We start from the raw sequence: 23,354 nt of genomic DNA, 5'->3' as shown, positions 1-23,354 counted from the left end.
TCGGAAAGCGCGAACGCCCGTCGAGACGCGCCCTGTTCAGAGCAGAGAACGGGCGAGGAAACGGGCTCGAGGGGCCAGCCGGGCGTGGGTCGCGTCGTCGCGCTCGGCTCGGACGACCCGCGCACAGGCGATCAGGTGCGCGATCCGCCCCTGATCGCCTTCGAGAAGGTCACGGAAGACCGTACGGACCCGGGCCGCCGTCCGAGGCTGGGTGAGCGCGTAGACGTGCAGGGTGGCGGCGTCCAGCCCTCGGGGGGCCACACCCCAATCGTTCCAATCGACCAGACCCAGCGGATCGGTCACGTTGGCCCAGTGCAGCCCTCCGTGGGCGCTCTCCCAGACCTGGACCGTCAGATCGACCCCGCGCGCCTCCGGCAGCACCTCGGGGATCGCGAGGATCTCCTCCCGGGTGACGCTGCGATGACCGGAGGGGCTGGGAACCCGGCTCAGCCGGTCCAGACAACCGCGCAACCCCCGCCACCACCGGGCCCCGAGTTCGACCGGCCGTTCCAGGGCCCGGGTCGACGAGACGGGACGGCCGCCGAGACGTTCGGTGAGCAGGGCGTGAAAGGGGCTTCCCGCGACCGACGTGTAGTCGACCAGCAGCCTCGGGTGCGGGATCTCGTCGCCGATCAGGTCGTCCAGGACCCAGGCGCTCATCCAGCGTTCGAAGTCCGGTTCCGGAGCGGTGACCACGCGCAACCAGGCCGGTTCCCCCTCCGCGGTGACCACGGGCCCGCTGAGCGTGTGTCCGGAGAGCCCTCGATGCAGTCGCGCGCCGTGTGCGGGGGTGACGTCCAACTCGCCCAGGGCCTCGTACCAGGCACCGGTGAGCCGGGTGATCGCGGTGGTGTCCACTCCCCTATCCTGCCCCGGAGTCCGTGTGGGAAGGGCCGTTTTCGGTCAACTCGTCGCGGAGGCCACGAACCGGGTCGCCGGGCCCGCACACGCGAAGGGGCGCCGCGATGCCGTGGCACCGCGACGCCCCTCACGTCGTTCCGATCCGGGCCCGTGGGCCGGGGATCCGGTCGTTACAGGTCCTCACCGTGGACGGAGCCCGGGGTGCCGTAGGTGGTGGTCTGCGGCGTCTCGGTCACGCTGCCCTCCATCCACTCGTCCCAGGACTTCTGCCAGTAACCCCAGCCGTTGTCCCACTCGAACTCGCGGTCGGTGCCGGTGGTGTCGAGGATGTCGCCCATCAGGGTGTTGTCGAAGAACCAGCGGGCGTCGTCCATGCGCAGGTTGGTGCACCCGTTGGAGGTGTTGGCCGAACCGATGTTGCCGTTGTAGGAGGCCTCGTGGACGAACTCACCGCTGTTGGAGGTACGGACCGCGTACTGCACGTCCACCAGATAGGAGCCCGGGGCGTCGGAGGGGATGCCCACGGTGCTGGAGTCCATGGTCAGCTGCTCATAGCGCTCCATGAGGACGTGCGTGCCGGTCGTGGTGGTGTCGAATCGACGGTTGGCCGCGCCGTTGCTCACCTCGATGGTGCGCTCGTGCTCACCGTCGATCTCGACGACCATCTCGTGGTCGGGCACGTGCATGGTCGCGATGAGCTCACGGCCGATCTCGAAGTTGATCTGGTAGTTGCGCACGCCGTAGACGCCGTCGGAGGCCTCGACGCCCGCCAGGTTCAGGTCGACGGAGACCTGCTGGTAGGGGTCCCAGTACTCCTCGGGGCGGAAGACCGCCATCTGGTCGGTGACCCAGTTCCAGGCGCCGGAGATCTCCTGCTCGGCGACCACGTTCATGGAGTTCTCGACCTGGGCCTTGTTGGCGACCGGCAGGTCGAAGTTGATGACGATGGGCATCCCGACGCCGACGGTGTCACCGGAGCTCGGGAAGTTGGAGACCAGTTCGAGGCTCTGGCCGGGGGTCGCGGCCAGGGTGGTGAACTCGGCGGCGAACTCGTCCTCCTCGCCGGCCTCGTTCTCGCCGGTGGCGGTGACCACGATCTCGGCGCCGGGCCGCAGGTTCCAGTCACTGACCCACTCGGTGCCGTCCTCGTTGAGGGTGCCGGTCATCTCGTACAGATCGGCGTCCTCGGAGTCCTCACCCTCCTCGTCCGGCACGACCTGGTCGATCTTGACGTCGGTGATGGTGCCGTTCTCGGCGTTGACCCGAACGGGGGTGTTGGGCGCGATCTCCTCGCCGCCTTCGCCGGGGGTGATGCTCAGCTCGACCGGATCGGCCGTGCTGTCGGTGGTCCCCTGCGTCTCAGCGTCATTGGACGTACAGGCGGTCGCGGCGAGCGCGAGCGCTACAAGTCCGATACCGAACCGGCGCGTCATCGCCGACTGGGTCATGCCCGTCACGTCTGAACCTCCATAGCTGAGAACTCGAACCCGGCCCACGCCCTGCTTAGATGCACGAGTTCGGAAAAGGTTCTGGAAACTCGCGTATCGGTCTGGTGCGGTTATCGGATGGTGTCCGCCCACCTTGCCCGGAACCGCCGAGAATACAGCCAGGGGGTACATGGCCGGTCCGTCGGGGGGTGAGGTTCCGGCCACCCGAAAGCCGCTCCTCTTGCCCTTCCATGATGCCCCGCATAGAATCTTGTTCGTTCGCTCAGGTTTCTGGGGGCGAAAAGTTGTTCACTTGACCAGGTTTCTCTGAGGTAATCGAACGAGAAGGAGCACGGATATGCCGTGGATGTGGCTGGCAGGGGCGATCGTCCTTGAGGTGCTCGCCACCACCTCGCTGAAGCTCTCCGAGGGGTTCACCCGTCTGGTGCCGTCGATCATCGTGGCCCTCGGATACATCGGCGCCTTCTACGCCCTGGCCCAGGCCCTCGATAGAGGTATGCCGCTCGGGGTCGCGTACGGGACGTGGGCCGCGATCGGCATCGCCCTCGTCGCCATCATCGGAACCGTCGCCTTCGGTGAATCGCTCACCTGGGTCCAGATCGGCGGCATCGCCCTCGTCCTCGCCGGGGTCATGGCCCTGGAGTTGGGAGGACAGCACTGAGACCCACGACCTTCCGGCAGGATGGGATGCCGTGAACACCGCATATACCTCCGATGATCCGGAGAACATCAGCGACGGCCGGCTGCGCAAGGGAGAACAGCGACGTCGGCTCCTGGTGAACGCCACCATGGACGTCATCACGAACGAGGGCGTCACGGCGGTCAGCCAGCGTCGGGTGGCCGCCGAGGCCGGGGTGCCGCCGAGCACCGTCACCTACTACTACGCGACCATCGACGACCTCCTCGTCGACGCCCTCACCCGGGTCAACAACGCCTACGTGGCGGTGGTGGAGGGTCTGCCCGAGGACCCCGACGAGGCCCTGCGCGGCTTCGCGACGCTCATCGCCGAGGGCGTCGGCCCCGACCGGGCCCACGCGCTCGCCGAGATGGAGCTCTTCCTCCTCGCCGCCAGACGGCCCGCCCTCGGCGAGCAGGTCGACTGCTGGTACGACGCCGTCGACGCCTTCTTCGCGCTCTACCTGCCCGATCCGGCCGCCCGTGCCGGAGTGATCGCGGCCTCCGACGGTTATCTCCTCCGTTGCTGTGTCATGGAGCCCCCGCCCTCCGCCGATGAGGTGTACCGGGCGCTGCGTCGCCTGATCGACCGGGAACGCGACGCCGGGACGACCCCGGCCTCACCCTCCGCGCCGGTCTGATCGGCGCCGGGCCCCCTCCGCGCCGTCCTGGACCATGTCCACCAGCAGACGCAGCACGAACATCGCCGTGGTCGCCAACAGGACCCAGGCCAGCAGGTTGAGCGCCTGAGTGTGCGTGGCCAGCTCCTCCCAACGCACCCCCGGACGCTCCGTCACGTTGAACAGCCCCACCGACATGAACCCGGTGACCACGGCCAACACGGTCATGACCGCCCGCCGCACCACCGAGCGCAGCAGTCTCCGGTCCTCCGGATGGGCGAACATCCTCGCCTGCACGGTGAACCGGCCCTTGTGCAGTTGATCGGTGATCCGGTCCAAGCGGCGCGGCAGTCGGCGCAGCGTCGGCATCAGCGCCAGCAGTTCGCCGACGGCGGCCTCTCTCAGGTTGTCGGTGCCCAACCGCTCCGACATGTGCGCTCCGGCGTACCGTTTGGCCTCGGAGACGGTGTCGAAGCCCGGCGCCAGGAACACCAGGGTCCCCTCCAGGGTGGCCAGGGCGCGGAACACCCCCGCCAGTTCGGACGGCAGGACCAGACCGAACCGGGCGACCAACAGCAGCAGCTCGGTGAACATGCGCATGCTGGTCGTGGTCCCGCTGTGCAGGTACCGCGCCATGAACTGCCCGAGCGACCGGCGCAACCGCTCGGCGTCGATCTCCCCCGGATCGTCCACCACGTCCAGAAGGGTGTCGGTGAGCAGTACGGCGTCGCCCCGGTCGATGGCCAGGAGCATCATCTGGAGCGCCTCGCGGGTCTGGGCGTCCAGCCGCCCGACCGAGCCGTGGTCGAGCAGCCCCACCCCGCCGTCGTCGAGCAGCAGGATGTTGCCCGGGTGCGGGTCGGCGTGGAAGATCCCGCTGGCGAGGATCTGCTCCAAGAGGCAGTCCAGGAGCGCCCGGGCCACCTCCTCGCCCTGTTCCTCCGGCAGTTCGACCCCGTCGATCTGGCGTCCGTGCAGCCGTTCCATCACCAGGACCCGTCGGCTGGTGTAGGCCTCGTACACCTGGGGGATCCGCACCGGGGAGTCGGCCGCCGCCTCGGCGACCGCGACGATGTTGGCGGCCTCCACCTCGAAGTCGAGTTCCTCCAGAAGCGCCTCACCGAACCCTTCGGCGAGGTCGCGCACCCCGATCGCCGGTCCCCAGTCGGTGTGCTCGTCGACGCGTTTGGCGAGTCTGCGGATGATGTCGAGGTCGCGTCGGACCACCGGGCCGATCCCCGGCCGCTGGACCTTGACCACCACCTCCTCTCCCGTGCGCAATCGTGCGGCGTGGGCCTGGGCGATGGAGGCCGCGGCGAGGGGTTCGGGGTCGAACTCGGCGAACACCTCGTCGATGTCCCGGCCCAGTTCCAGTTCCACGCAGTCGCGGATCCGCTCGTAGGGGACCCGGGCGGCCTCGCTGTGCAGCCGCCCCAGCTCCTCGATGAACACGGCGGGCAGCAGCTCTCTGCGGGTGGCCAGCACCTGCCCGAGCTTGACGAACACCACCCCGGCCTCCTCCATGGACCGGGCCAGGGAGCGGGCCGACCTGCGCTGGGCCGAGGTGTCCTCCATCCCTTCCCTGCGGCCGATGACGTAGCCGCCGAGGCCGTGCCGGACCAGGATCCACACGATCCTCCGGTAGCGGCCCAGGCGACCGAACAGGTCGGTGGCCTCCCGGACCATGGCGACCGGCCGGACCCGGGTCCCCCGCGGCAGCAGCAGTTCCAGGGCGACGAAGGCCAGCATCGAACCGACGGCCATGCCGAAGAGCATGAGCGCCAGAGAGCCCGGCTGTTCCATGTCCATCGGGTGGTCGCCGGTGAGCACGTCCAGGGACCCGTAGTAGGCCAGGATCGCCCCAACGGCCCCGACCGGGGCCCCGAACAGCGCTCCCAACGCCAGCCGGGGCAGGTTGAACGGCACGTTCATGAGCCTGCTGGCGATCTTGCCCAGCCCGAACAGGACGAGGACCAGCACGGCCAGGGAGACGACCTGTTCGATGATCATGCCGAAGACCGAGGCGACGGTCAGTGGTTCCATGACGCCTTTCCTACTGACGAGGATCGAGAAGGGGGAGGCGGGACGACGGGAGGGGTCGCGTCGGGGTCCCAACAGTGCCGGCTTCTCCGGCGGGACGGTACCCCGCGTTCTCAGCCTGTGGACAAGTGGCACACGAAGGGCCCGCCGGTTCGACCGACGGGCCCTCACCTCGATGTTCGTCCGTTAACAGGCGGCTTCCCAGGAGCATTCCAGGTCTCCGCCGACCGTCACGGGGACGTCCTGCCGGAGGGTGGCCGCCCGTGCCCCGTCATGGCCCAGGTACTCGGCCAGGCGCACGACGATCGCGTCCTGGACGTGGAGGGGCGCCGACCCGGCGTGACCGTTGTTGACCACGCTGAAGTACAGCTCGCCGCCGTCCGGCCCTTGGACGTAGCCGGACAGGGCGCTCACCCCGCTCATGGTGCCGGTCTTGCCCTGGGCGACCCCTTCGGCCGGCGTGCCGCGCATCCGCGAGGCCAGGGTCCCGCCCACGAACGGGTCCTCGTCCCCGGCCACCGGCAGGGAGTGGTGCCAGACCTCGTACCACGGAGCGTCCTGGACCCGGTCGAGCAGCTCGACCACGGTCCCCGCGGTGACGCGGTCGGTCCTGGAGAGCCCCGAACCGTCGTTGAGCACGAGGCCGGAGGTGTCGACGCCGATCCCGCGCAGCGCCTCGTCCATCCCGGCCAGCCCGGCCGCCCACGTGCCCTCGTCGGCGGTGTGGCGACCGATGCTCTTGATCAGCATCTCCGTGTGGCCGTTGTTGCTGAACTTCATCAGGGGGACGAGCACCTCTTCCAGCGGCATGGAGGTGTGCTCGGCGACCACGCCGGGGTCGTCCCACTCGGCGGGGACCTCGCCTTGGGCGATCTCCCCTTCGACCGTGACGCCGTTCTCCTCCAGCGCGCGGGCGAACACGTGGCCGGCCATGCCCGCCGGTTCGTCCACGGTGCGCAGCGCCACCGAGGGGGCGGCGTCGGCCGGCAGGGTCCCGGTCACCGTGATGGTGTTGGTGCCCACCGGGCGGTCGATCGAGAGGGTGTTCCCACCGCCGGCCGGTCCCGTGACCGCCCGGTTGTCGACCTCCACGTACCCTTCGGCGGCGCCGGGGGCCACCTCGACGGGCTCTCCCTCACCTCCGGCGGTGACGGTCACCTCGGTCACCCCGGTGTCGTAGCGGTCGCCGTGGGCCACGGTGAGCGCGGAGATCTGGGCCGAGTACGCGTACGGCTCGTCCTCGGGCCACCAGTCGTCCACGAGCCGCTCGTCGTCGAACCAGGTGTCGTCCGCGTACAGGTCGCCCACGGAGGTGACCCCGGAGGCCGCGACCTCGGCGGCCATGGAGTCGAGGTCGTCGGCGCTCAGCGTCGGGTCGCCGCCGCCGACCAGGTACAGCTCGGGGACGTTCGGGCCCTGTTCCTCCGCCACGACCTCGGTCTCGAAGGTGTGGTCGGGGCCGAGCACGTCCAGGGCCGCGGCGGTGGCGAAGAGCTTCATGTTGGAGGCGGGCAGCAGGGAGGCGTCGGTGTCACGCGAGTACAGCACCTCGCCGCTGTCCGCGTCGGTGACGACGACGCCGGAGGTCGCCCCCTCCAGTGCGGGGTCCTCCAGGATCGCGTCGATGTCGGAGCGCAGTTCGTCCACGAGCTCGTTCGTGGCGTGCTCCGTCGCCATCGCCGGGGCGGCGGAGGCGATCACGGAGAGGGGGATCAAAGGGACGGTCACCAGTGAGGCGGTCAGCCATCCGACGTCGCGTCGTCTGGCCCGCCGATGGGGGTTGGCCGGTGCCACGGGGTTCTCCTTCACAGGAAACTGATCAAAGAACAGGAGCCGGGTCGAAACTAGCCGAACCGGACCCCTCACACCAGAGCATTCCCATTACCCAGCGTGTCGCAACATGTACTATTTGTTGTTATTTCTGTGGAACGTAAAGCTCAACGGGCCGGTGCCCGGAGAAGGATCTCTCCGGGCACCGGCCCGTTCTCATGGACGGTTCGCCACCGGACGAACCGGTGGCGAGGCGGGTCAGATCAACTCCACCGCCTGGGAGTAGTGGCAGGCGTCCTGGTGCCCGGTCCCCCGATCCCGCAGCTCCGGAGGCTCCTCCACGCACTTGGTGCGCTCCGCCTCGGACAACTCTCCGGCGAACTTCGGACAGCGCGTCCGGAAGCGACAGCCCGAGGGGGGATCGGCGGGGCTGGGGATGTCACCGGTGACGATGATCCGCTCCCGGGTCCGCTCCTTGACCGGGTCGGGCAGCGGGATCGCCGAGATCAGCGCCTGGGTGTACGGGTGCGCCGGAGCGCTGAACAGCTGCTCCGTCGTGGCCGTCTCCACGATCCCGCCGAGATACATCACGGCGACGCGGTCGGCGATGTGCTTGACCACCGACAGGTCGTGCGAGACGAACAGGTAGGACAGCCCCAGTTCGTCCTGAAGGTCCTCCAGCAGGTTGATCACACCCGCCTGAATGGACACGTCCAAGGCCGAGACCGGCTCGTCCAGGACCAGGACCTTCGGGTTGAGCGACAGGGCGCGGGCCACGCCGATGCGCTGCCGCTGACCGCCGGAGAACTCGTGCGGATAGCGGGAGCCGTGCTCGGGGTTGAGCCCCACCAGCTCGAGCAGCTCCTTGACCCGCCTCCCGGCGTCCTGACGCCCGCTCCCGTGGATGCGCATCGGCTCGGCGATGATGTCCGTGACCGTCATACGCGGGTCCAGCGAGGCGAACGGGTCCTGGAAGACCAATTGGAGGTCCTTGCGCAGCGGACGCATCCGCCGATCGGACAACCCCTGGATGGGCCTCCCCCGGTAGCTCACCTCACCCGAGGTGAGCCGGATGAGGTTGAGGAGCAGCCGGGCCGTCGTGGACTTGCCGCACCCCGACTCGCCGACCAGCGCGAGGGTCTCCCGCTCGCGCAGATCCAGGGAGACGCCCGAGACGGCCTGCACCGCTCCGACCTTGCGTCGCAACAACCCCTTGGAACGGATCGGGAAGTGCTTGACCAGGTGGTCCGCGCGGAGCAGGATCTCGGGCTCGGCGGAGGTGTCGGCGGTCTCCGCCGCCCCGTCCTCGTCGAGGTAACCGTCACGGGCCTCCGAGACCAGGGCCTCGGCCCGTTCCACCTCGGCCACGGACTCGGCCCCCTCGGTGTCCACCGAGGTGACCTTGAACAGGTCGGTGGCGTCGACCTCGATCAGTTCCTCGCTGAAGTGGCAGGCCGCCGAGTGGAGATCGACCTCCCCTTCTCCGGCGGGACGCCTCTCCTCCCCCTCCTCGACGAGGAGCAACCGCGGCTCCTCCTCGTGGCACCGGTCCCTCGCCATCGGGCAGCGCGGGGCGAACCCGCACCCCGAGGGCAGATCCCGCAGCGAGGGCGGGGCGCCGAGGATGGGGGTGAGCCGGTCGCCCCGATCTCCGTCCAGACGCGGCAGCGAGCCGAGCAGGCCCAGGGCGTAGGGCATGCGCGGCCGGTAGAAGACCTCCTCCACCGACCCCATCTCCATGATGCGACCCGCGTACATCACGCCCACCCGGTCGACCTGGCCGGCCACCACGCCGAGGTCGTGGGTGATGAGCACCAGGGCGGCCCCGGTCTCCCGACGGGCCCGCTGGAGGGCGTCCAGGACCTGTGCCTGGACGGTCACGTCGAGCGCCGTCGTGGGTTCGTCCGCGATGATCACGTCCGGGTCGTTGGCCATCGCGATCGCGATCACCACGCGCTGGCGCATACCGCCGGACAGCTCGTGCGGGTACTGCTTGAGCCGCTGCTCCGGCGAGGGGATGCCCACGATCTCCAGAAGCTCCAGCGCTCGTGCCAGAGCCTCCTTCCTACTCACCTTGCGGTGTGCGTGCACCGCCTCGGCGATCTGGTATCCGACCGTGTAGACGGGGTTGAGCGAGGTCAGCGGGTCCTGGAAGATCATCGCGATCCTCTGCCCCCGGACCTCGCTGATCCGCTTGTCGTCGAGCCCGATGATCTCTCGGCCCAAGAGCCGGGCGGACCCCTCCACCTTGGCGTTCCTGGGCAGCAGACCCATGATCGCCATGGATGTCACGGACTTGCCCGACCCCGACTCCCCCACGATGCCCAGGGCCTCGCCCCGGCGCACCTTGTAGGAGACCTGTCGGACCGCGGGCAGCGGGCCGTCGTCGGAGGGGAAGGTGACGCTGAGGTCGCTGACCTCCAGCACCACGTCGTCGGTGTCCGCCACGGCGGTGTGTCCCTTGTTCTCGTACTCAGTCGTCATCGCCGCACCCTGGTCTGTCGGGGGTCGAGGGCGTCCCGGAGGCCGTCACCGATGAAGTTGATCGTCAGACAGATCAGCACCAGCAGCACGCCCGGCGGATAGAACAGCCATGGACGCGTGGACACCGCCGTGCGCGCGCTGCCGATCATCTGGCCGAGGGAGATGTCCGGCAGCTGGATGCCCAGCCCGAGGAAGGACATGCCCGCCTCCGCGAGGATGGCCACCGCCACCAGAAGGGTGGCCGCGACGATGATCGGTCCGGCCGCGTTGGGCAGCAGGTGGCGGAGGATGATCCACGGCGCCGAGGCCCCCGACGCGCGGGCCGCCTCCACGAACTCCTGTTCCCTCAGCGACAGGACCACGCCGCGCACCACTCGGGCGATGGTGGCCCATGAGAAGATCGAGATGATCAGCGCGATCGCGGACCAGGAGGTCCCGGCCCCGCTGTTGCCCGCGATCGCCGCGGCGGCCACGAGCAGCGGGACGATCAGGAAGATGTCCACGACGCGCATCATGAACGCGTCCACCCGGCCGCCGTAGTATCCGGCGGTGGCGCCCCACACGGAGCCGAAGGCCGTGGACAGCAGCGAGACGGTGAAGGCGACCTTCAACGTCTGCTGGGCACCACGCATCAGCTGGCCGAGGACGTCGTGTCCGGCGGCCGAGGTGCCCAACGGGTGGGTCCCGGAGGGCGGCTGGTTACTCGGGATCTCCTTGTAGACCGTGTGGTCCCAGGTCCAGAGGAAGGGCCCGAGGAACGCGAACAGGGCGATGATCCCCAGGAGCACCAGGCTGATCATCGCGGGCCGGTGTCGGCTGAACCGGATCAGGATGGTCTGGAGCTGGGTCTGGTCGGCGCTGCTCTTCTTCCGCTTCTTCGCCGGGTCACGGCGCGCGCTCTTCGACATGCCGTTCTCACTCATAGCGAATCCTCGGGTCCAGCACGGCGTACAACAGGTCGGCCACCAGGTTGGCCAGGATGACGATGGTGCCGCTGAGCAGCAACCACCCCATCAGCGCGAAGGAGTCGTTGTTGTCCACCGCGGTGATGAAGAAGTCACCCAGACCGCGCCACTGGAAGACCACCTCGGTGAGGATGGCGCCGTCGATGACGCCCGCGACACCGATGGCCACCACGGTGGTCAGCGGGATGAGCGCCGTGCGCAGCGCGTGACGCCGGATGACCGTGTGGTTGCGCAGCCCCTTGGCCCGGGCCAGACGCACGTAGTCGCTGTTCATCACCTCCAGCATCGAGGTGCGCTGGTAGCGACTCCACGAGGCGAAGCTGATCAGCATGAGCACGATGGTGGGCAGCGCCATGTGCGCGAAGGCGTTCAGGAACTGGTCCCACAGCGGCGCGCCCTCGGCTCTGAACCGCCCGTCACCGATGGTGGCGAAGATCTGGTCGCCCACCAGCTGGTTGAACTTGACGCCGGCCGCCTGCATGATGCCCGCGAACCAGAAGGTCGGCAGGGCCAGGGCGAGGAAGCCGACGAAGGTGAGGGTGTAGTCGAGTTTCGAGTACTGGCGCAGCGCGCTGATCACACCGGTGATGATCGCGAGGCCGAGCGCGAAGACCATGGCCGCGCCCACCAGGCGCAGGGTGGTCCACAGGCGTTCCGCGATGGCGGCGCCGATGTCGTAGTGGGGGCCCTGGGTGGAGGGGCCGAACTCCCCCTGGAGCAGGCCGATGTCGCCGTTTCCACCGATTCCGGTCACCCACAGCCAGTACCGCTCCGGCATGGAGCGGTCGAGGTAGAGCCGCTCCTCCGCCTGTTGCAGTACTTCCTCTGTGGGCGGTGGCTGGGCCATCCGGATGTCGGCGAGCGGGTCACCGGAGACGTCGATCATCACGAAGGTGAGGATGGATGCGAGGACCAGGACGGGAAGAGCGCCCAGGACGCGCCGCATCGTGTAAACGAGCATGGGAGTGATCCTTCAGGGGTGGACGAGGACCGGCCCGGCCCCGGGAGGGTGTCCCGGGACCGGACCTGGGTGGTTCGCCGAACTAGCCGGCGACGTCCCACTCACCGATGTTGTACGTGGCTCGGTAGCTGGACTGAAGGTTGTCGTGGACGTTCACGAGGCGGTCGGAGTTGGCGAAGAAGTAGTTCGGCTCCGCCATGATCGGGAGGACGTAGGCCTCCGGGACCAGGATCTCCATGGCCGCGTTGGCGTGCTCGGCCGCGGTGTCCAGGTCGGGGGCGTTGGCCACCTGGTCGGCCAGGTCGTCGACCTCGTCGTTGGAGTAGCCGCCGAAGTTGCTGCCGCTCTCGGAGTGCCAGAACTGGTCCGGGTTGCCGGTGAAGTACGGGGAACCCGACCAGCCGTACTGGACGATGTCGTACTCCGCCGCGGCGAGCATGCCGCCCAGGTCGTCGGTCATCTCGATGTTGGTCGTGATGCCGATCTCGGAGAGCTGGGCCTGGATGAGCTGGACCGAGGTGTTGCGCACGGTGGAGTCGGTGCTGCGCAGACGGAACGGACCGATCTCCTCGCCGTCGAGGGTGAGGGTCCCGCCGTCGAGCTCGTAGCCGGCCTCCTCAAGGATGCTCTTGGCCTCGTCGATGTCGCCGGTGCCCTGCGTCTCGCCCTCGAAGTGGTCGACGTAGTAGGGGCTGTCGCTGCCGAAGACGTGGTTGTTCTTCAGCTCGTAGTCCGGGTAGCCGGCACCGAAGTTGCGGTTGGCGATGTCGTCTCGGTCGATCGCGGTGAAGATCGCGCGGCGCAGCTCGACGTCCTGGAGCGTCTCGTTCTTCAGGTTGAGGTCGACGTGCTCCCAGGTGGCGCCCTCGGCGATGGTCACCTCGGCGTTGGCGACGTCCTGGAGCTGGAGGATCACGTCCTCGCTGTAGTCCGCCGGGTTGCCCCCGTCGATCTCACCGTTGATGAAGGCGTTCACGAAGGTGCCCTCGTCGGTGTTGTACGGCATGGTGATCTTGTCGAGCAGGGGCTCCTCACCGAAGTAGTTCGGGTTCGGCTCCTTGACGACCTCGTTCTCCAGGTCACCGGCGGTGATCATGTACGGGCCGCCGGACCACTCGGGGCGCTCGGCGTGCAGCCAGTCGTAGTACTCGCCCAGCTGGTCGGCGTCGTCGACGTCCCAGCCGTTCTCCTCCGCGAGGTGGGCGGGCAGGAAGCCGCCGGACTGGCTGTGGGCGTCGAACAGGCTCATCCACTCCGGGTCGGCGAGCCCCTCCTTCAGTCGGAAGGTGGCGGTCTTGCCGTCGGCCTCGACGGACTCGACCTTGTCGAAGCTCGCGGCGGCGCGGGGGTCGCAACCGCCGCAGTAGCCCTCGTCGGGCGAGGTGCCGAGCATCCAGGAGACGCGCAGGTCCTCACCGGTCATCGGCTCGCCATCACTCCACACGGCGTCCTCGGCGAGGGTGATGGACCACTCGAACGGACCCTCGTCGGGGTCGTCGTTGATGAGCTCGGGCTCCTCCGCGAGGACGTTCATGTCGTACTCGTAGGTCCCGTCCGGCTGCCACTGGCCGGTGTAGGGGAGCACACCGGAGAGCATCTGGACGACGTAGACACTGCCACCCGCGAGGCTGGTGGCCTGCCAGGCGCCGGGGAGGCTGTTGATGACCCAGGTGACCTCCTTGGGCCCACCGTCTCCACCTTCTCCGTCACCACTACCGCAGCCACCGACCACCAAGACCGTCGACGTCGCCGCGGCGGCGAGTGCCAACGTCTTTCGACGTTCGAACATGGTCACACCCTTGATCACTCATGCGAACAGGACACGGGGTGACACCTCACCGGCACACCCCACAAAAATAGGCGATTGGTCGATAAGAAGACCATTGAGTGAAATATATGTACAGCCCTACTGCCTATTTCGTGACACATCCGCAACCGGTCCGCCTCCACCACTCCCGCCCATGATTCACACATCCTTGACATCCCGGCAACACTCGATATCGATCGACGTCCCCGCAGGCCAGGAGTGACCAAGACGACCGGTAAAACGCCGGGGATTCGGACAGCGGAGAAAGGATTTGCGGCCGAATCTCGACATCGAACTGCCACGACTTAAAAGTCAACAATGTTTAACTACAGGCCAGACAGAACCGATCACAAAGAGAGAAACAGACAGAACGCACCTTTTGCGACAGAAGACAGCAGACAAGGATCTTTCACCACGTCATGTCGGCCCGATGAAACATGGGATGAGCCGATCATTAACCCTCCCAGCACCTGGAACCCGCGGCCCGAGCCCCCGGCCTGTCCTGAACCCCGGTGACGGGATGACCGAAACCGAGGCCCCCATACCCGCGAAGCGGATAGGGTTCCGTGTGACGACCTCCGTCATCCTCAACGCCCCGCCCAAGCGAGAGAGGCATCCGCCGTGTCCGAATCAGTCCGCCTGGTCTGCCCCGCGGGCCGCAAGTACGTGGAGACGTGGGCTGGTTACGCTCTGGTGATCCTGGGCCTGGTGACGGTGATCGTCGACCCCGGCCACTGGGCCAACATCACCCTCGGCGTCCTGCTCGCGCTCGGAGGCATCGCCTCTGCCGTGCACGGCCACATGATCAAGAACCCGGTCCTGGAGTTCGACGGCGAGGAGCTGCGCTACGAGCGTGGGGACTACGTCGTCGAGGTGGCCTTCCGCGACATCGGCTCCTACCACCTGCTGCCCGGGCGCATCCGTTCCCTGGGCCTGTACGACCGCACCGGACGCCCCAAGCTCTTCCCCTCACTGGCCGGCCGCCGCACCGCGCGCCGCTACCTGCCGCTGACCGGCATCACCAACCCGGCCAAGGTCGAGACCTTCATGTCCGCCGCCGGGATCCCGCCCCACCAGCGTTCCCTCTCCGGCTGATCGCCCGCCTCGAAGATCCGGGAGATCCCGCGTGCCCCCTCAGAGCCACTGAGCGAACGCGGATCGATCGGACATTCGTCCTCAATCGCCACACACACCGCGCAGGACATACCACCACAAGAGCTGTTCCTTTACGCTCAACAGTGTGAAGCAGTCCAGAATCACCGCCATCCTGACCGTAGCGGGGATGCTCGCGGCCATGTGGGTCTTCGAGATCCTCGACACCCCTCTCGGGGGCCGACTCGACCAGCAGTTCGGGGTGCGCGCATGGGACATGGGCGCACCCTGGACCGTGCTGACCGCGCCGTTCATGCACGGTAACTTCGCCCACCTGATCGGTAACTCCCTGCCCTTCCTGGTCCTGGGGTCCCTGGTGGCCTTCAGCGGCCTGGGCCGGTTCCTGCTCACCACCCTGATCGTGGCCGTCGTCAGCGGCGTCGGCGTGTGGCTGCTCACCCCCTCCGGGGTCGTCACCGTCGGAGCCAGCGGCCTCGTCTTCGGCTATTTCGGCTACACCGTCCTGCGCGGCATCATCGAACGCAGGACCGTCGACATCGTCATCATGATCTGCGTGGTCATCTTCTACGGGACCATGATCTGGGGCGTCCTGCCCCAGCATCCCGGGGTCTCCTGGCAGGCCCACCTGTTCGGCTTCCTCGGCGGCCTCCTGGCCGCCTACGCGCTGCCCAGGCGCGAGAAGCCCGGGCGCCGGGTCGACCAGTGGAACACCGGGGCCCAGGGCGGCTACTACGCCCCCTGATACCGACCGCGCCTTCGAACACACGACGGGGCCCTCTCCAGAGCGGAGAGGGCCCCGTTCCCGTTCATCGAGGTCCCCTAGAACTCCAGGCCCTCGGCGTCCTCGCCCAGGGTGCGCTCCAGGAACAGGGGGTTCTCCGCCAGCCAGGCGCGGGCGCCCTGCTCCGGATCGGTGACGTCGGGGCCGACCGTGAACGCCTCCAGCGAGGCCAGCTCGTCGTCGGTCATCGTCCAGTCCTCGATCCAACCCGACAGCTCCGGATAGTCCGCGCCGAAGCCCTCACGTCCGAGCGCGTGCAGGCTCTCCACCCCGCCCATCAGCCCCTGGGGGTCCTCCAGGTCCTTCAGGCCGTACTGGGCGTAGGCCGGATGCGGACGCCACAACGTCACCACGATCGGCTCACGCTCCGCGATCGCCGCGTCCAGTTCGGCCATCATTCCGGCGCCCGAGGAGGTGACCAGTTCGAAGTCCTCGTCCAGGCCGTAGCCCGGCATGGTCTCCTCCCGGGTGACACGGGTCAGACCGGCGCCCGGGTCGATGCCGACGATCCGATTGTCCAGCTCGTCGGCGATCCCCGGCAGGTCGTCGATGGAGTAGACGTCCTCCATGTAGTCGGGGACCGTGAGGGTGAGCACGGCGTTCTCGTACCAGGAACCGAGGCTCTCGGTCCGATCCCGGATCTGTTCCATGTACTCGTGATGGGTGACCGGAAGCCAGACGTCCAGGTAGAGGTCGCTGTCCCCCTCGGCCACGCCCTCGAAGGCCGCCTCCACGTCGACGTCGGTGATGGTGACGTCGTAGCCCTTCTCCTCCAGGATCGCCCGCCACATGTGGGTGACCGCGACGTCCTCTTCCCAGGCGATCATCGCGATCTCGATCTCGTCGAGGTCCTCGGGCCCCGAGCCGAGGCCACCGATGAGGTTCCCGTCCCCACCCGAGCAGGCGGTCAGCAGGAGCAGACCGGTCAGACCGGCGGCGACCGGACCGACCACACTCTTACGGCCGTACATCGTGGGTTCTTCCTTCCCTCGTGCTTGTGCGGCACCGGCCCATGCCGAGGGACGACCCGGATACACGGACGCACGACGACGGCCATGGTCGGGGTCGACTGCGGGAACGGGGGCCGGGTTCCAGCGGACCAACTCCCACCGGTGCGGGCCGGAGCACACACCGGTGACATCGCGAACACGGCGGCCGTGACCGCCCGAACGGAGATCGATTCATCCTAATCCGGACGAAAAACCCAAAAAGCCCTATAGCTCCGGGCCTTCGACGTCATCGGCCGAAACGGGCCCCGTGACCCCGGCCCTTTGAGGGGCGACAACCGGTCCCCCATCTCTGGAACACCGCCGTACCCGTCGATGACCTGGTCCGACGTTCCGAAGGACCACCCCTACGCCCCTGATCGGGCTCACCGTCGATCCGCCCGACAGTGCGCAAAAGCACGCCGGGGCGTGCCGACCTCCACTCCGCCGCGGAACCTTCCAGGTTCCACGAACGGAGGACGCGATCGGCACACCCCGGCGGGATGCGATGGACCGGGCGGCCACGGCCGCTCCGGGAGAGGCGGTCGCCCGGTCCGAGAGGAGAACTCCTAGAACTCCAGGCCCTCGGCGTCATCGCCCAGGACGCGCTCCAGGAACTCGGGGTTCTCCGAGAGCCACACGCGGGCACCCTCCTGGGTGTCGTCGGCGTACTCCTCCAGGGCGAGCGCCTCCAGCGAGGCCAGCTCGTCGTCGGTCATCGTCCAGTTCTCGAGCCAGCCGGACAGCTCCGGGTAGTCCGCGCCGAAGCCGTCGCGGCCGACCGCGTGGATGGTCTCGGCGTCGCCCATCAGGCCCTCGGGGTCCTCGAGGTCCTTCAGGTCGTGCTTGGCGTAGGCCGGGTGCGGACGCCACAGCGTCACGACGATCGGCTCCTCCTCCGCGATGGCGGAGTCGAGCTCGGCCAGCATCGCGGCGGTGGAGGACTCCACCAGCTCGAAGTCGTCCAGGCCGTAGCCCGGCATGGCCTCTTCCTTGGTGACGCGGGTCAGACCGGCGCCCGGGTCGATGCCGATGATCTGGTTGTTCAGCTCGTCCGCGTACTCGGGGAGGTCCGCGATGCTGTTCACGTCCTCCATGTACTCGGGGACGGTGATGGTCAGCACCGCGTTGTCGTACCAGGAGCCGAGGTCCTCGAGCTGGTCCCCGTAGTCCTCCCAGTAGTCGGCGTGGGTGGTCGGCAGCCAGGTGTCCAGGAACAGGTCCACGTCGCCGTTGGCGGCGCCCTGGTACATCGGGGCCACGTCGACGTCGGTGACGGTGACGTCGTAGCCCTTCTCCTCCAGGATGACCTCCCACATGGCGGTGGTGGCGATGGCCTCCTCCCAGGCGATCAGCGCGATGTTGATCTCCTTGTTGTCGTCACCGCCGCCCTCGGAACCGCCGGTCAGGTCCTCACCGTTGCCTCCGCACGCGGTCAGCAGGAGCACACCGCTCATGCCGGCGGCGGCCAGGCCTGTCATTCGCTTACGGCTGTACATCGTGGGATTCCCTTCCCTAGTGCTTCTGTGGAACCGGCCTGCCTCGGGATCAAGCACCGACGCGGGCCTGCGGGCTGTTACGGGTGACGGCGGCGGTGAGGCGGTCCAGGAAGATCGCCAGGATGACCACGGCGATACCGGCCTCGAAACCGAGCGCACCGTCGTTACGGGTGATGCCCTGGTAGACCTGGCTGCCCAGGCCGCCCGCGCCGACCATGCCCGCGATGACGACCATGGACAGGCCCAGCATGATGACCTGGTTGACACCGGCCATGATCGTGGGCAGGGCGAGCGGCAGCTGGATACCGGTCAGGATCTTGTGTCTGGGGGCGCCGAAGGACTCGCCCGCCTCCACCAGCTCCTTGTCGATCCCGCGGATACCGAGCTCCGTCAGACGCACGCCCGGGGGCATCGCGAACACGATGGTCGCGACCACACCGGGCACCGTGCCGATGGAGAAGAAGAAGATCGCGGGGATCAGGTAGACGAACGCAGGCAGCGTCTGCATCAGGTCCAGGACCGGCTTGACGATCTTGCTGAGAACGTCGTTGTAGGCGGCCAGGATGCCGATCGGGATCGCGATGACCACGGCGATGAGGCTGGCCACCAGGACCAGGCCCAGGGTGTCCATCGCGTTGGACCACTGGCCCACCGAGGCGACGACGGTCAGGGCGATCAGCCCGAAGAGACCCATGCGCCAACCGGCCACCGAGAGCGCGAGCAGGCTCAGCAGCAGGATCATGAGCAGGGACATCGGGTTGGTGACCAGCATCGGCAGGAACAGCCAGCCGAGCAGCACCAGGACCAGCCAGCCACCGGCGACGATCCCCGTACGGACGCGGTTCGCGCGGTCCACGAGCCCGAGCGCGGTCACCGCGATCAGGAAGACCAGGGAGATCACGAAGTAGGGCTCGACCGTGGTGTCGAACAGGTCCATCGCCCACAGGAACAGCATCGGAACGCTGTTGATGATGGTGGTCGCGAGCTCGAACTGCGCCTGACAGATGTACAGGGCGGAGACCACACCGATGATCACCATCAGCGGGATGCGACGCGAGCGCACCAGCGGCACCGCGATGATCACCGCGGCGATGAAGGCGAGCTGGCCGGCCGCCGGGTCCACGAAGAACCCGGACAGGACGGAGACCGCCCAGCGGATGAAGTCACCGGTCAGCTCGAAGAACAGACCGAAGTTGGACTTGAGCCAGGCGTTGAACGCCTCGAAACCGGCCCCCAGAGGAAGGCTCGGCGGGAAGTCGACGGGTGTCACTTGTTCTCCTCCCCGTTCGCGGTGGCGCCGAGAGCGGCGAGCACGGACTCACGGGTCACCATGCCGAGGACCTCGTTCTCCTCGGTGACCACACGAAGGCGGTCGGCCGAGGAGACGCTCGGGTACAGGTCGGCGACCAGCGTGTCCGCGGTGACCGCGGGCGCCCCGGAGTCGACGGCGATGTCGGCGTCGATGACCGACGAGGCGGTGAGCACCCGTGTGCGGTCGACGTCCTCGACGAAACGCTCGACGTACTCGTTGGCCGGAGCGTTCAGGATCTCCTCGGCGGCGCCGATCTGGGCGACACGGCCGTCACGGAGCACGCAGATCCGGTCGCCGAGGCGCATGGCCTCGTTCAGGTCGTGCGTGATGAAGATGATCGTCTTGCCCAGGCTCTTCTGGAGTTCCAGGAGCTGGGTCTGCATGTCGCGGCGGATCAGCGGGTCGAGCGCGCTGAAGGCCTCGTCCATGAGGATGATGTCGGTGTCGGCCGCCAAGGCGCGGGCCAGGCCCACGCGCTGCTGCATACCACCGGAAAGCTGCTGTGGGAGCTTGTCCTCCCATCCCTCCAGCCCCACCAGGGCGAGGGTCTCCTTGGCCTTCTCGAAGCGCTCGGCGCGCGGGAGACCGCGCAGCTCGAGGCCGTAGGCCGCGTTCTCCAGCACCGTGCGGTGCGGAAGCAGGGCGAAGTGCTGGAAGACCATGCTGATCTTCTCGCCCCGCAGCTTGAGCAGGTTCTTCCTGTTCAAGGCGGTGATGTCCACCCCGTCGACCTCGACCGTACCCGCGGTGGGTTCCAGGAGGCCGTTGAGCATACGGATCAGGGTCGATTTACCCGATCCGGAGAGTCCCATGACGACGAAGATCTCGCCGGGTCGGACCTCGAAGGACACGTCGATGACCGCAGCGGTCACGTCGAGGTCGGCGATGGTGTCGCGGTGACTTCCGTCGGCGAGCCGTTCCACGGCCGCCTTCGACTGTCTACCGAACACCTTGTACAGATGGTCTGCGCGTACTGCTGGCACGGTCTCCTCTACGGGGCTTTCCCAGCCGCTAAGGCGCGCTGGGGAAGTTCACCCCCACCGTCTGCCTGGCGGTTCCCACAGGTGAGTGGTCCGCGCAGAGCCCCCCGTGCGCGCCCAGAACGGGCTAAACCACCACCTGGTTCACGTCGGGAGGCAACCTTACCGAGATATGAACGCACAGCTCGGGCCGCATGTCACTAGCAGATAACATGTTTAAGCAAGGTAAAACGTGTCTTCCGACCTATGACACGGGTTGCAGAGCCTGCAAGATGCCGCAATGTGATCTATGCCACAGCACTTTTTCGGGCGATGAGGGTCACAATCGGATGACAGGCATGATATGCCACAGAAAGTGTCAGCCCATGACCGTACCGTAAGGCCTTCTCGGGGGCCGGGGCGCCCCCGATCCGGCCTCGATCAAGCGTTCTCGCCGTTGACCTTCGTCCGCACGAAGTTCTGGAACGAGCGCGACGGCGTGGGACCGCGTTGCCCCTGGTACCGGGACCCGTAGGCGGCGGATCCATAGGGGCGTTCCGCGGGAGACGTCAGCTGGAACATGCAGAGCTGTCCGATCTTCATCCCCGGGTAGAGCTTGATCGGCAGCGTCGCCACGTTGGACAGCTCCAAGGTGACGTGCCCGGAGAATCCCGGGTCGATGAAGCCGGCGGTGGAGTGGGTGAGCAGCCCCAGACGCCCCAGGGAGCTCTTCCCCTCCAGACGGCTCGCGATGTCGTCCGGCAGGGTCACCACCTCGTAGGTGGAAGCGAGCACGAACTCCCCCGGGTGCAGGATGAAGGCCTCGTCCCCATCGGTCTCCACCAGTCGGGTCAGGTCCGGCTGTTCCGCCGAAGGATCGATGTGCGGATACTTGTGGTTCTCGAAGACCCGGAAGAACCGGTCGAGCCGAACATCGATACTCGACGGCTGGATCAGAGAAGGGTCGAAGGGATCGATCCGGACCCGCCCGGCGTCGATCTGCTTGTTGAGGTCACGATCGGAGAGCAACACGCTCCGAACCTACCGCCTGCGAGAACGGCCGGGACGGGCTTCCCCCACGGCCACCGTCTCGCGCCGACTTGCCCAGTCGCCCCGAAGTTGGGCTAGGATAGCCATCGTTGGCCGCCACACCCCCGGCGCGACCCACGCGGATGTAGTTCAATGGTAGAACTTCAGCTTCCCAAGCTGATAACGCGGGTTCGATTCCCGTCATCCGCTCCACGACACACAAGGCCAGGTAGTTCGAGGCGACTCGGACCCTGGCCTTTCGCGTTCCCGGGGTCCCCTAGGCTCCATGAGCCGTGCGACCCGACTCGTCCTACCGGCGAGAGCCGGCACCCCCGAAAGGACACCGTGCCCGGACCAGAGCGATCCCGACGTCCTGAGCTGAAGATCCGAGTCCTCCGGATGGGCGGGCTCTGCCTGATCTGGTTCGCCGTGTCCGCGGTCCTGCTCTTCTCCTTCGGCCAGGACTGGAGAGCACTCGCCGTGGTGAGCCTGCCCATCCTCGGGTTCTTCGTCACGGCTCTCGTGGCGCTGCGCTTCGGTCCCTTCCCCAAGGAAGATCACGACGTCCCCTCGGATGAAGGTCCACAAGAGCCCACCGCGTAGCCCGCGATCACGACGATGTCGTGCCGTTAGAAGAAGCCACGGCGACGGCCCGAACGAGGCACTCTCCAGCCGACTCGGTGCCACACCTGACCACAGAGCGGGAGCCCCCACCTCATGTCTTTCTCTTGGGCGTCACGACCTTGGTTTCTGGCTGTGAGTGTCCTCCTCACCATGGCCGGAGCCGTAATGCTCTGGCTGGATCCCGACATCATGGTGCCGTTCCAAATGTGGATGTTCACGATCGTGTGGGCGATGAACGTGGTGGGCTGGGTCGCCCTGTACGTACTCCATCGAGTTCGTTCCCGGGATCGTCAGCAGGTCTCGTCTTCCAGCGACGAGCCTGATCTGTAGCCCTCGGCCATGACGGTGCCATCGATGCCCGACGGGGTCGTGACGAACGTCTGGACGAGTTGCTCTCCGGACGTGTTCCGGTCGCCCCCGCCGGCGAAGCCGAGTGGATCACGAACGGCACTCCCCTTCGTCGACCGTGCGCACGAAACGGGGCGGACCCGGGAGGGGTCGGCGACCCGGGCAGGCCGGACCAACGGAGAACCGGTCTCGACGAGAACCGAAAACCTACAGCGGCCACAGTAGACATAGACCTTCCGCCCCGGTATATTTTCTGTCGTAGCCACAGAGATACACGGCTTGACCACCGGATACGCCGGTGGAGAGCAGGACGGCTCGACGGTGTGCACGTGCTTCAAGACACCGGGGCCGGTAGTACCGGTCTCTCGCTCGCACAGGGGGGACCACAGCAGGAGAAGTACGCGGTAGGGCTCGACCGGCGCACGGTTGTCAGGCGTCGGGAGCCGGTAGGACCGCAGTCGAAAGTAACGCACGAAGTGAGAAGCGAGAGGAGTAGATGCCATCAGGATCGCCCGGGCGAGGAGAGGTTCCGCTCGGGTACCGCAGGCCCCTGATTCGGAAGAAGGTGGTCCACGGTCACACAACCGCGATCCCCGCGATCCCGTTTCGGCTTTACCTCGGGAAGCGGAAGACCGGCAGCGACCGGTAGGTGGTATTGAACTCTCGGGCCCCGGTGCCGTACGGCACTGGGGCCCTCGACGTGCGTTCAGGAGAAGAAGGACACGCACTTGCCCCGTCCCGAGACCGGTAATCGGTTCGACGATGACGACTATCCCGCTTACACCGTGGGCGCAGCGGCGGAGATGATCGGCGCCACGCCGGCCTTCCTACGCGCCCTAGGCCAGGCCAAACTGATCGAACCCCTGCGTTCGGAGGGCGGCCATCGCCGCTACTCCCGCTACCAGCTCAAGATCGCCGCCCGTGCCCGCGAACTCGTGGACGAGGGTACGCCGATCGAATCCGCCTGCCGCATCATCATCCTCGAGGACCAGCTGGAGGAGGCCCGGCGCATCAACGAGGAGTTGCGCGCCACCGACCCGCCCCGGACGTGAGGCCGCACCGAGGCCTGCGG

The 23,354-nt window shown here is 67.4% G+C and carries 20 protein-coding genes and 1 tRNA gene; 8 read left to right on the top strand and 13 right to left on the bottom strand.

Annotated features, from left to right (window positions below):
• Positions 1 to 36: 36 nt before the first annotated feature.
• The gene (locus D451_RS0111170; RefSeq protein WP_017534455.1) at positions 37 to 858 is read right to left on the bottom strand and encodes a hypothetical protein; all 822 of its coding nucleotides are present in this window, start codon (positions 856 to 858) and stop codon (positions 37 to 39) included.
• A 173-nt stretch (positions 859 to 1,031) separates the two neighbouring features.
• Positions 1,032 to 2,318 (bottom strand): L,D-transpeptidase, encoded by a 1,287-nt coding sequence (locus D451_RS0111165; RefSeq protein WP_014911396.1) that lies wholly within the window; start codon positions 2,316 to 2,318, stop codon positions 1,032 to 1,034.
• A gap of 328 nt (positions 2,319 to 2,646) precedes the next feature.
• Here D451_RS0111165 and D451_RS0111160 point away from each other — a divergent pair, with 328 nt between their 5' ends.
• Positions 2,647 to 2,970, top strand: coding sequence for a DMT family transporter (locus D451_RS0111160; protein ID WP_017534454.1), 324 nt, complete (start codon positions 2,647 to 2,649; stop codon positions 2,968 to 2,970).
• A 31-nt stretch (positions 2,971 to 3,001) separates the two neighbouring features.
• A complete protein-coding gene (locus D451_RS0111155; RefSeq protein WP_014912109.1) occupies positions 3,002 to 3,625 on the top strand; it encodes a TetR/AcrR family transcriptional regulator in 624 nt (207 codons plus the stop codon).
• Here D451_RS0111155 and D451_RS0111150 read toward each other — a convergent pair.
• From D451_RS0111150 to D451_RS0111125, 6 genes are all read right to left on the bottom strand, one after another.
• Complete coding sequence (locus tag D451_RS0111150; protein ID WP_017534453.1) at positions 3,605 to 5,647, bottom strand: ABC1 kinase family protein; 2,043 nt, start codon at positions 5,645 to 5,647, stop codon at positions 3,605 to 3,607. The two genes, D451_RS0111155 and D451_RS0111150, sit on opposite strands and share 21 nt — an antisense overlap.
• A gap of 183 nt (positions 5,648 to 5,830) precedes the next feature.
• Positions 5,831 to 7,438: a D-alanyl-D-alanine carboxypeptidase/D-alanyl-D-alanine endopeptidase gene (gene dacB, locus D451_RS0111145; RefSeq protein WP_017534452.1), complete on the bottom strand. Its 1,608-nt coding sequence runs from the start codon at positions 7,436 to 7,438 to the stop codon at positions 5,831 to 5,833.
• Between the two features lie 234 nt (positions 7,439 to 7,672).
• A complete protein-coding gene (locus D451_RS0111140) occupies positions 7,673 to 9,898 on the bottom strand; it encodes an ABC transporter ATP-binding protein (protein ID WP_017534451.1) in 2,226 nt (741 codons plus the stop codon).
• Positions 9,895 to 10,821: an ABC transporter permease gene (locus tag D451_RS0111135; RefSeq protein WP_014911617.1), complete on the bottom strand. Its 927-nt coding sequence runs from the start codon at positions 10,819 to 10,821 to the stop codon at positions 9,895 to 9,897. The genes D451_RS0111140 and D451_RS0111135 overlap by 4 nt, the downstream gene beginning before the upstream one ends.
• Positions 10,814 to 11,824 carry an ABC transporter permease gene (locus D451_RS0111130; protein WP_014911460.1) on the bottom strand — a complete coding sequence of 337 codons (1,011 nt, stop codon included), beginning with the start codon at positions 11,822 to 11,824 and terminating at the stop codon, positions 10,814 to 10,816. Before D451_RS0111130 ends, D451_RS0111135 begins: the two co-directional genes overlap by 8 nt.
• 82 nt (positions 11,825 to 11,906) lie before the next feature.
• The gene (locus D451_RS0111125) at positions 11,907 to 13,613 is read right to left on the bottom strand and encodes an ABC transporter family substrate-binding protein (protein ID WP_026124991.1); all 1,707 of its coding nucleotides are present in this window, start codon (positions 13,611 to 13,613) and stop codon (positions 11,907 to 11,909) included.
• Positions 13,614 to 14,252: 639 nt separating this feature from the next.
• Here D451_RS0111125 and D451_RS0111120 point away from each other — a divergent pair.
• Both D451_RS0111120 and D451_RS0111115 read left to right on the top strand, forming a co-directional pair.
• Positions 14,253 to 14,726 carry a hypothetical protein gene (locus D451_RS0111120; RefSeq protein ID WP_014910595.1) on the top strand — a complete coding sequence of 158 codons (474 nt, stop codon included), beginning with the start codon at positions 14,253 to 14,255 and terminating at the stop codon, positions 14,724 to 14,726.
• A 145-nt stretch (positions 14,727 to 14,871) separates the two neighbouring features.
• On the top strand, positions 14,872 to 15,486 hold the full coding sequence (locus D451_RS0111115; RefSeq protein ID WP_014912491.1) for a rhomboid family intramembrane serine protease: 615 nt from the start codon (positions 14,872 to 14,874) through the stop codon (positions 15,484 to 15,486).
• A gap of 77 nt (positions 15,487 to 15,563) precedes the next feature.
• On the opposite strand, the gene D451_RS0111110 is transcribed toward D451_RS0111115, so the two are convergent.
• From D451_RS0111110 to dcd, 5 genes are all read right to left on the bottom strand, one after another.
• A complete protein-coding gene (locus D451_RS0111110; protein ID WP_017534449.1) occupies positions 15,564 to 16,496 on the bottom strand; it encodes a glycine betaine ABC transporter substrate-binding protein in 933 nt (310 codons plus the stop codon).
• A gap of 584 nt (positions 16,497 to 17,080) precedes the next feature.
• Positions 17,081 to 18,010, bottom strand: a complete 930-nt coding sequence (locus D451_RS0111105) for a glycine betaine ABC transporter substrate-binding protein (RefSeq protein WP_014912923.1) — start codon at positions 18,008 to 18,010, stop codon at positions 17,081 to 17,083.
• A 49-nt stretch (positions 18,011 to 18,059) separates the two neighbouring features.
• Entirely contained in the window at positions 18,060 to 19,280 is a 1,221-nt protein-coding gene (locus tag D451_RS0111100) for an ABC transporter permease (RefSeq protein ID WP_017534448.1), read from the bottom strand.
• A complete protein-coding gene (locus D451_RS0111095) occupies positions 19,277 to 20,305 on the bottom strand; it encodes a quaternary amine ABC transporter ATP-binding protein (protein ID WP_014910182.1) in 1,029 nt (342 codons plus the stop codon). Before D451_RS0111095 ends, D451_RS0111100 begins: the two co-directional genes overlap by 4 nt.
• 417 nt (positions 20,306 to 20,722) lie before the next feature.
• Positions 20,723 to 21,313, bottom strand: coding sequence for a dCTP deaminase (dcd, locus tag D451_RS0111090; RefSeq protein ID WP_014911499.1), 591 nt, complete (start codon positions 21,311 to 21,313; stop codon positions 20,723 to 20,725).
• A gap of 136 nt (positions 21,314 to 21,449) precedes the next feature.
• Between dcd and D451_RS0111085 the strand changes: the two genes are divergently transcribed.
• The 4 genes from D451_RS0111085 (at position 21,450) to D451_RS0111070 (ending at position 23,334) form a co-directional block, all read left to right on the top strand.
• Positions 21,450 to 21,523 (top strand) — tRNA-Gly (locus D451_RS0111085).
• 132 nt (positions 21,524 to 21,655) lie between these two features.
• Positions 21,656 to 21,913, top strand: coding sequence for a hypothetical protein (locus tag D451_RS0111080; protein WP_152472854.1), 258 nt, complete (start codon positions 21,656 to 21,658; stop codon positions 21,911 to 21,913).
• A gap of 171 nt (positions 21,914 to 22,084) precedes the next feature.
• Positions 22,085 to 22,264, top strand: coding sequence for a hypothetical protein (locus D451_RS0111075; RefSeq protein ID WP_241463317.1), 180 nt, complete (start codon positions 22,085 to 22,087; stop codon positions 22,262 to 22,264).
• 746 nt (positions 22,265 to 23,010) lie between these two features.
• A complete protein-coding gene (locus D451_RS0111070) occupies positions 23,011 to 23,334 on the top strand; it encodes a MerR family transcriptional regulator (RefSeq protein ID WP_014911489.1) in 324 nt (107 codons plus the stop codon).
• The last annotated feature ends 20 nt before the right edge of the window (positions 23,335 to 23,354 follow it).

The organism is Nocardiopsis alba DSM 43377 (assembly GCF_000341225.1).
Lineage (GTDB): Bacteria > Actinomycetota > Actinomycetes > Streptosporangiales > Streptosporangiaceae > Nocardiopsis > Nocardiopsis alba.
This window is presented reverse-complemented; position numbering and strand designations above follow the sequence as displayed.

What these genes read in the sequence shown, in the direction of transcription:
- D451_RS0111110 (WP_017534449.1), bottom strand. Translation starts at nt 16,496, where the DNA reads ATGTACGGCCGTAAGAGTGTGGTCGGTCCGGTCGCCGCCGGTCTGACC.
- D451_RS0111150 (WP_017534453.1), bottom strand. Translation starts at nt 5,647, where the DNA reads ATGGAACCACTGACCGTCGCCTCGGTCTTCGGCATGATCATCGAACAG.
- D451_RS0111160 (WP_017534454.1), top strand. Translation starts at nt 2,647, where the DNA reads ATGCCGTGGATGTGGCTGGCAGGGGCGATCGTCCTTGAGGTGCTCGCC.
- D451_RS0111075 (WP_241463317.1), top strand. Translation starts at nt 22,085, where the DNA reads ATGGCCGGAGCCGTAATGCTCTGGCTGGATCCCGACATCATGGTGCCG.
- D451_RS0111135 (WP_014911617.1), bottom strand. Translation starts at nt 10,821, where the DNA reads ATGAGTGAGAACGGCATGTCGAAGAGCGCGCGCCGTGACCCGGCGAAG.
- D451_RS0111140 (WP_017534451.1), bottom strand. Translation starts at nt 9,898, where the DNA reads ATGACGACTGAGTACGAGAACAAGGGACACACCGCCGTGGCGGACACC.
- D451_RS0111125 (WP_026124991.1), bottom strand. Translation starts at nt 13,613, where the DNA reads ATGTTCGAACGTCGAAAGACGTTGGCACTCGCCGCCGCGGCGACGTCG.
- D451_RS0111130 (WP_014911460.1), bottom strand. Translation starts at nt 11,824, where the DNA reads ATGCTCGTTTACACGATGCGGCGCGTCCTGGGCGCTCTTCCCGTCCTG.
- D451_RS0111105 (WP_014912923.1), bottom strand. Translation starts at nt 18,010, where the DNA reads ATGTACAGCCGTAAGCGAATGACAGGCCTGGCCGCCGCCGGCATGAGC.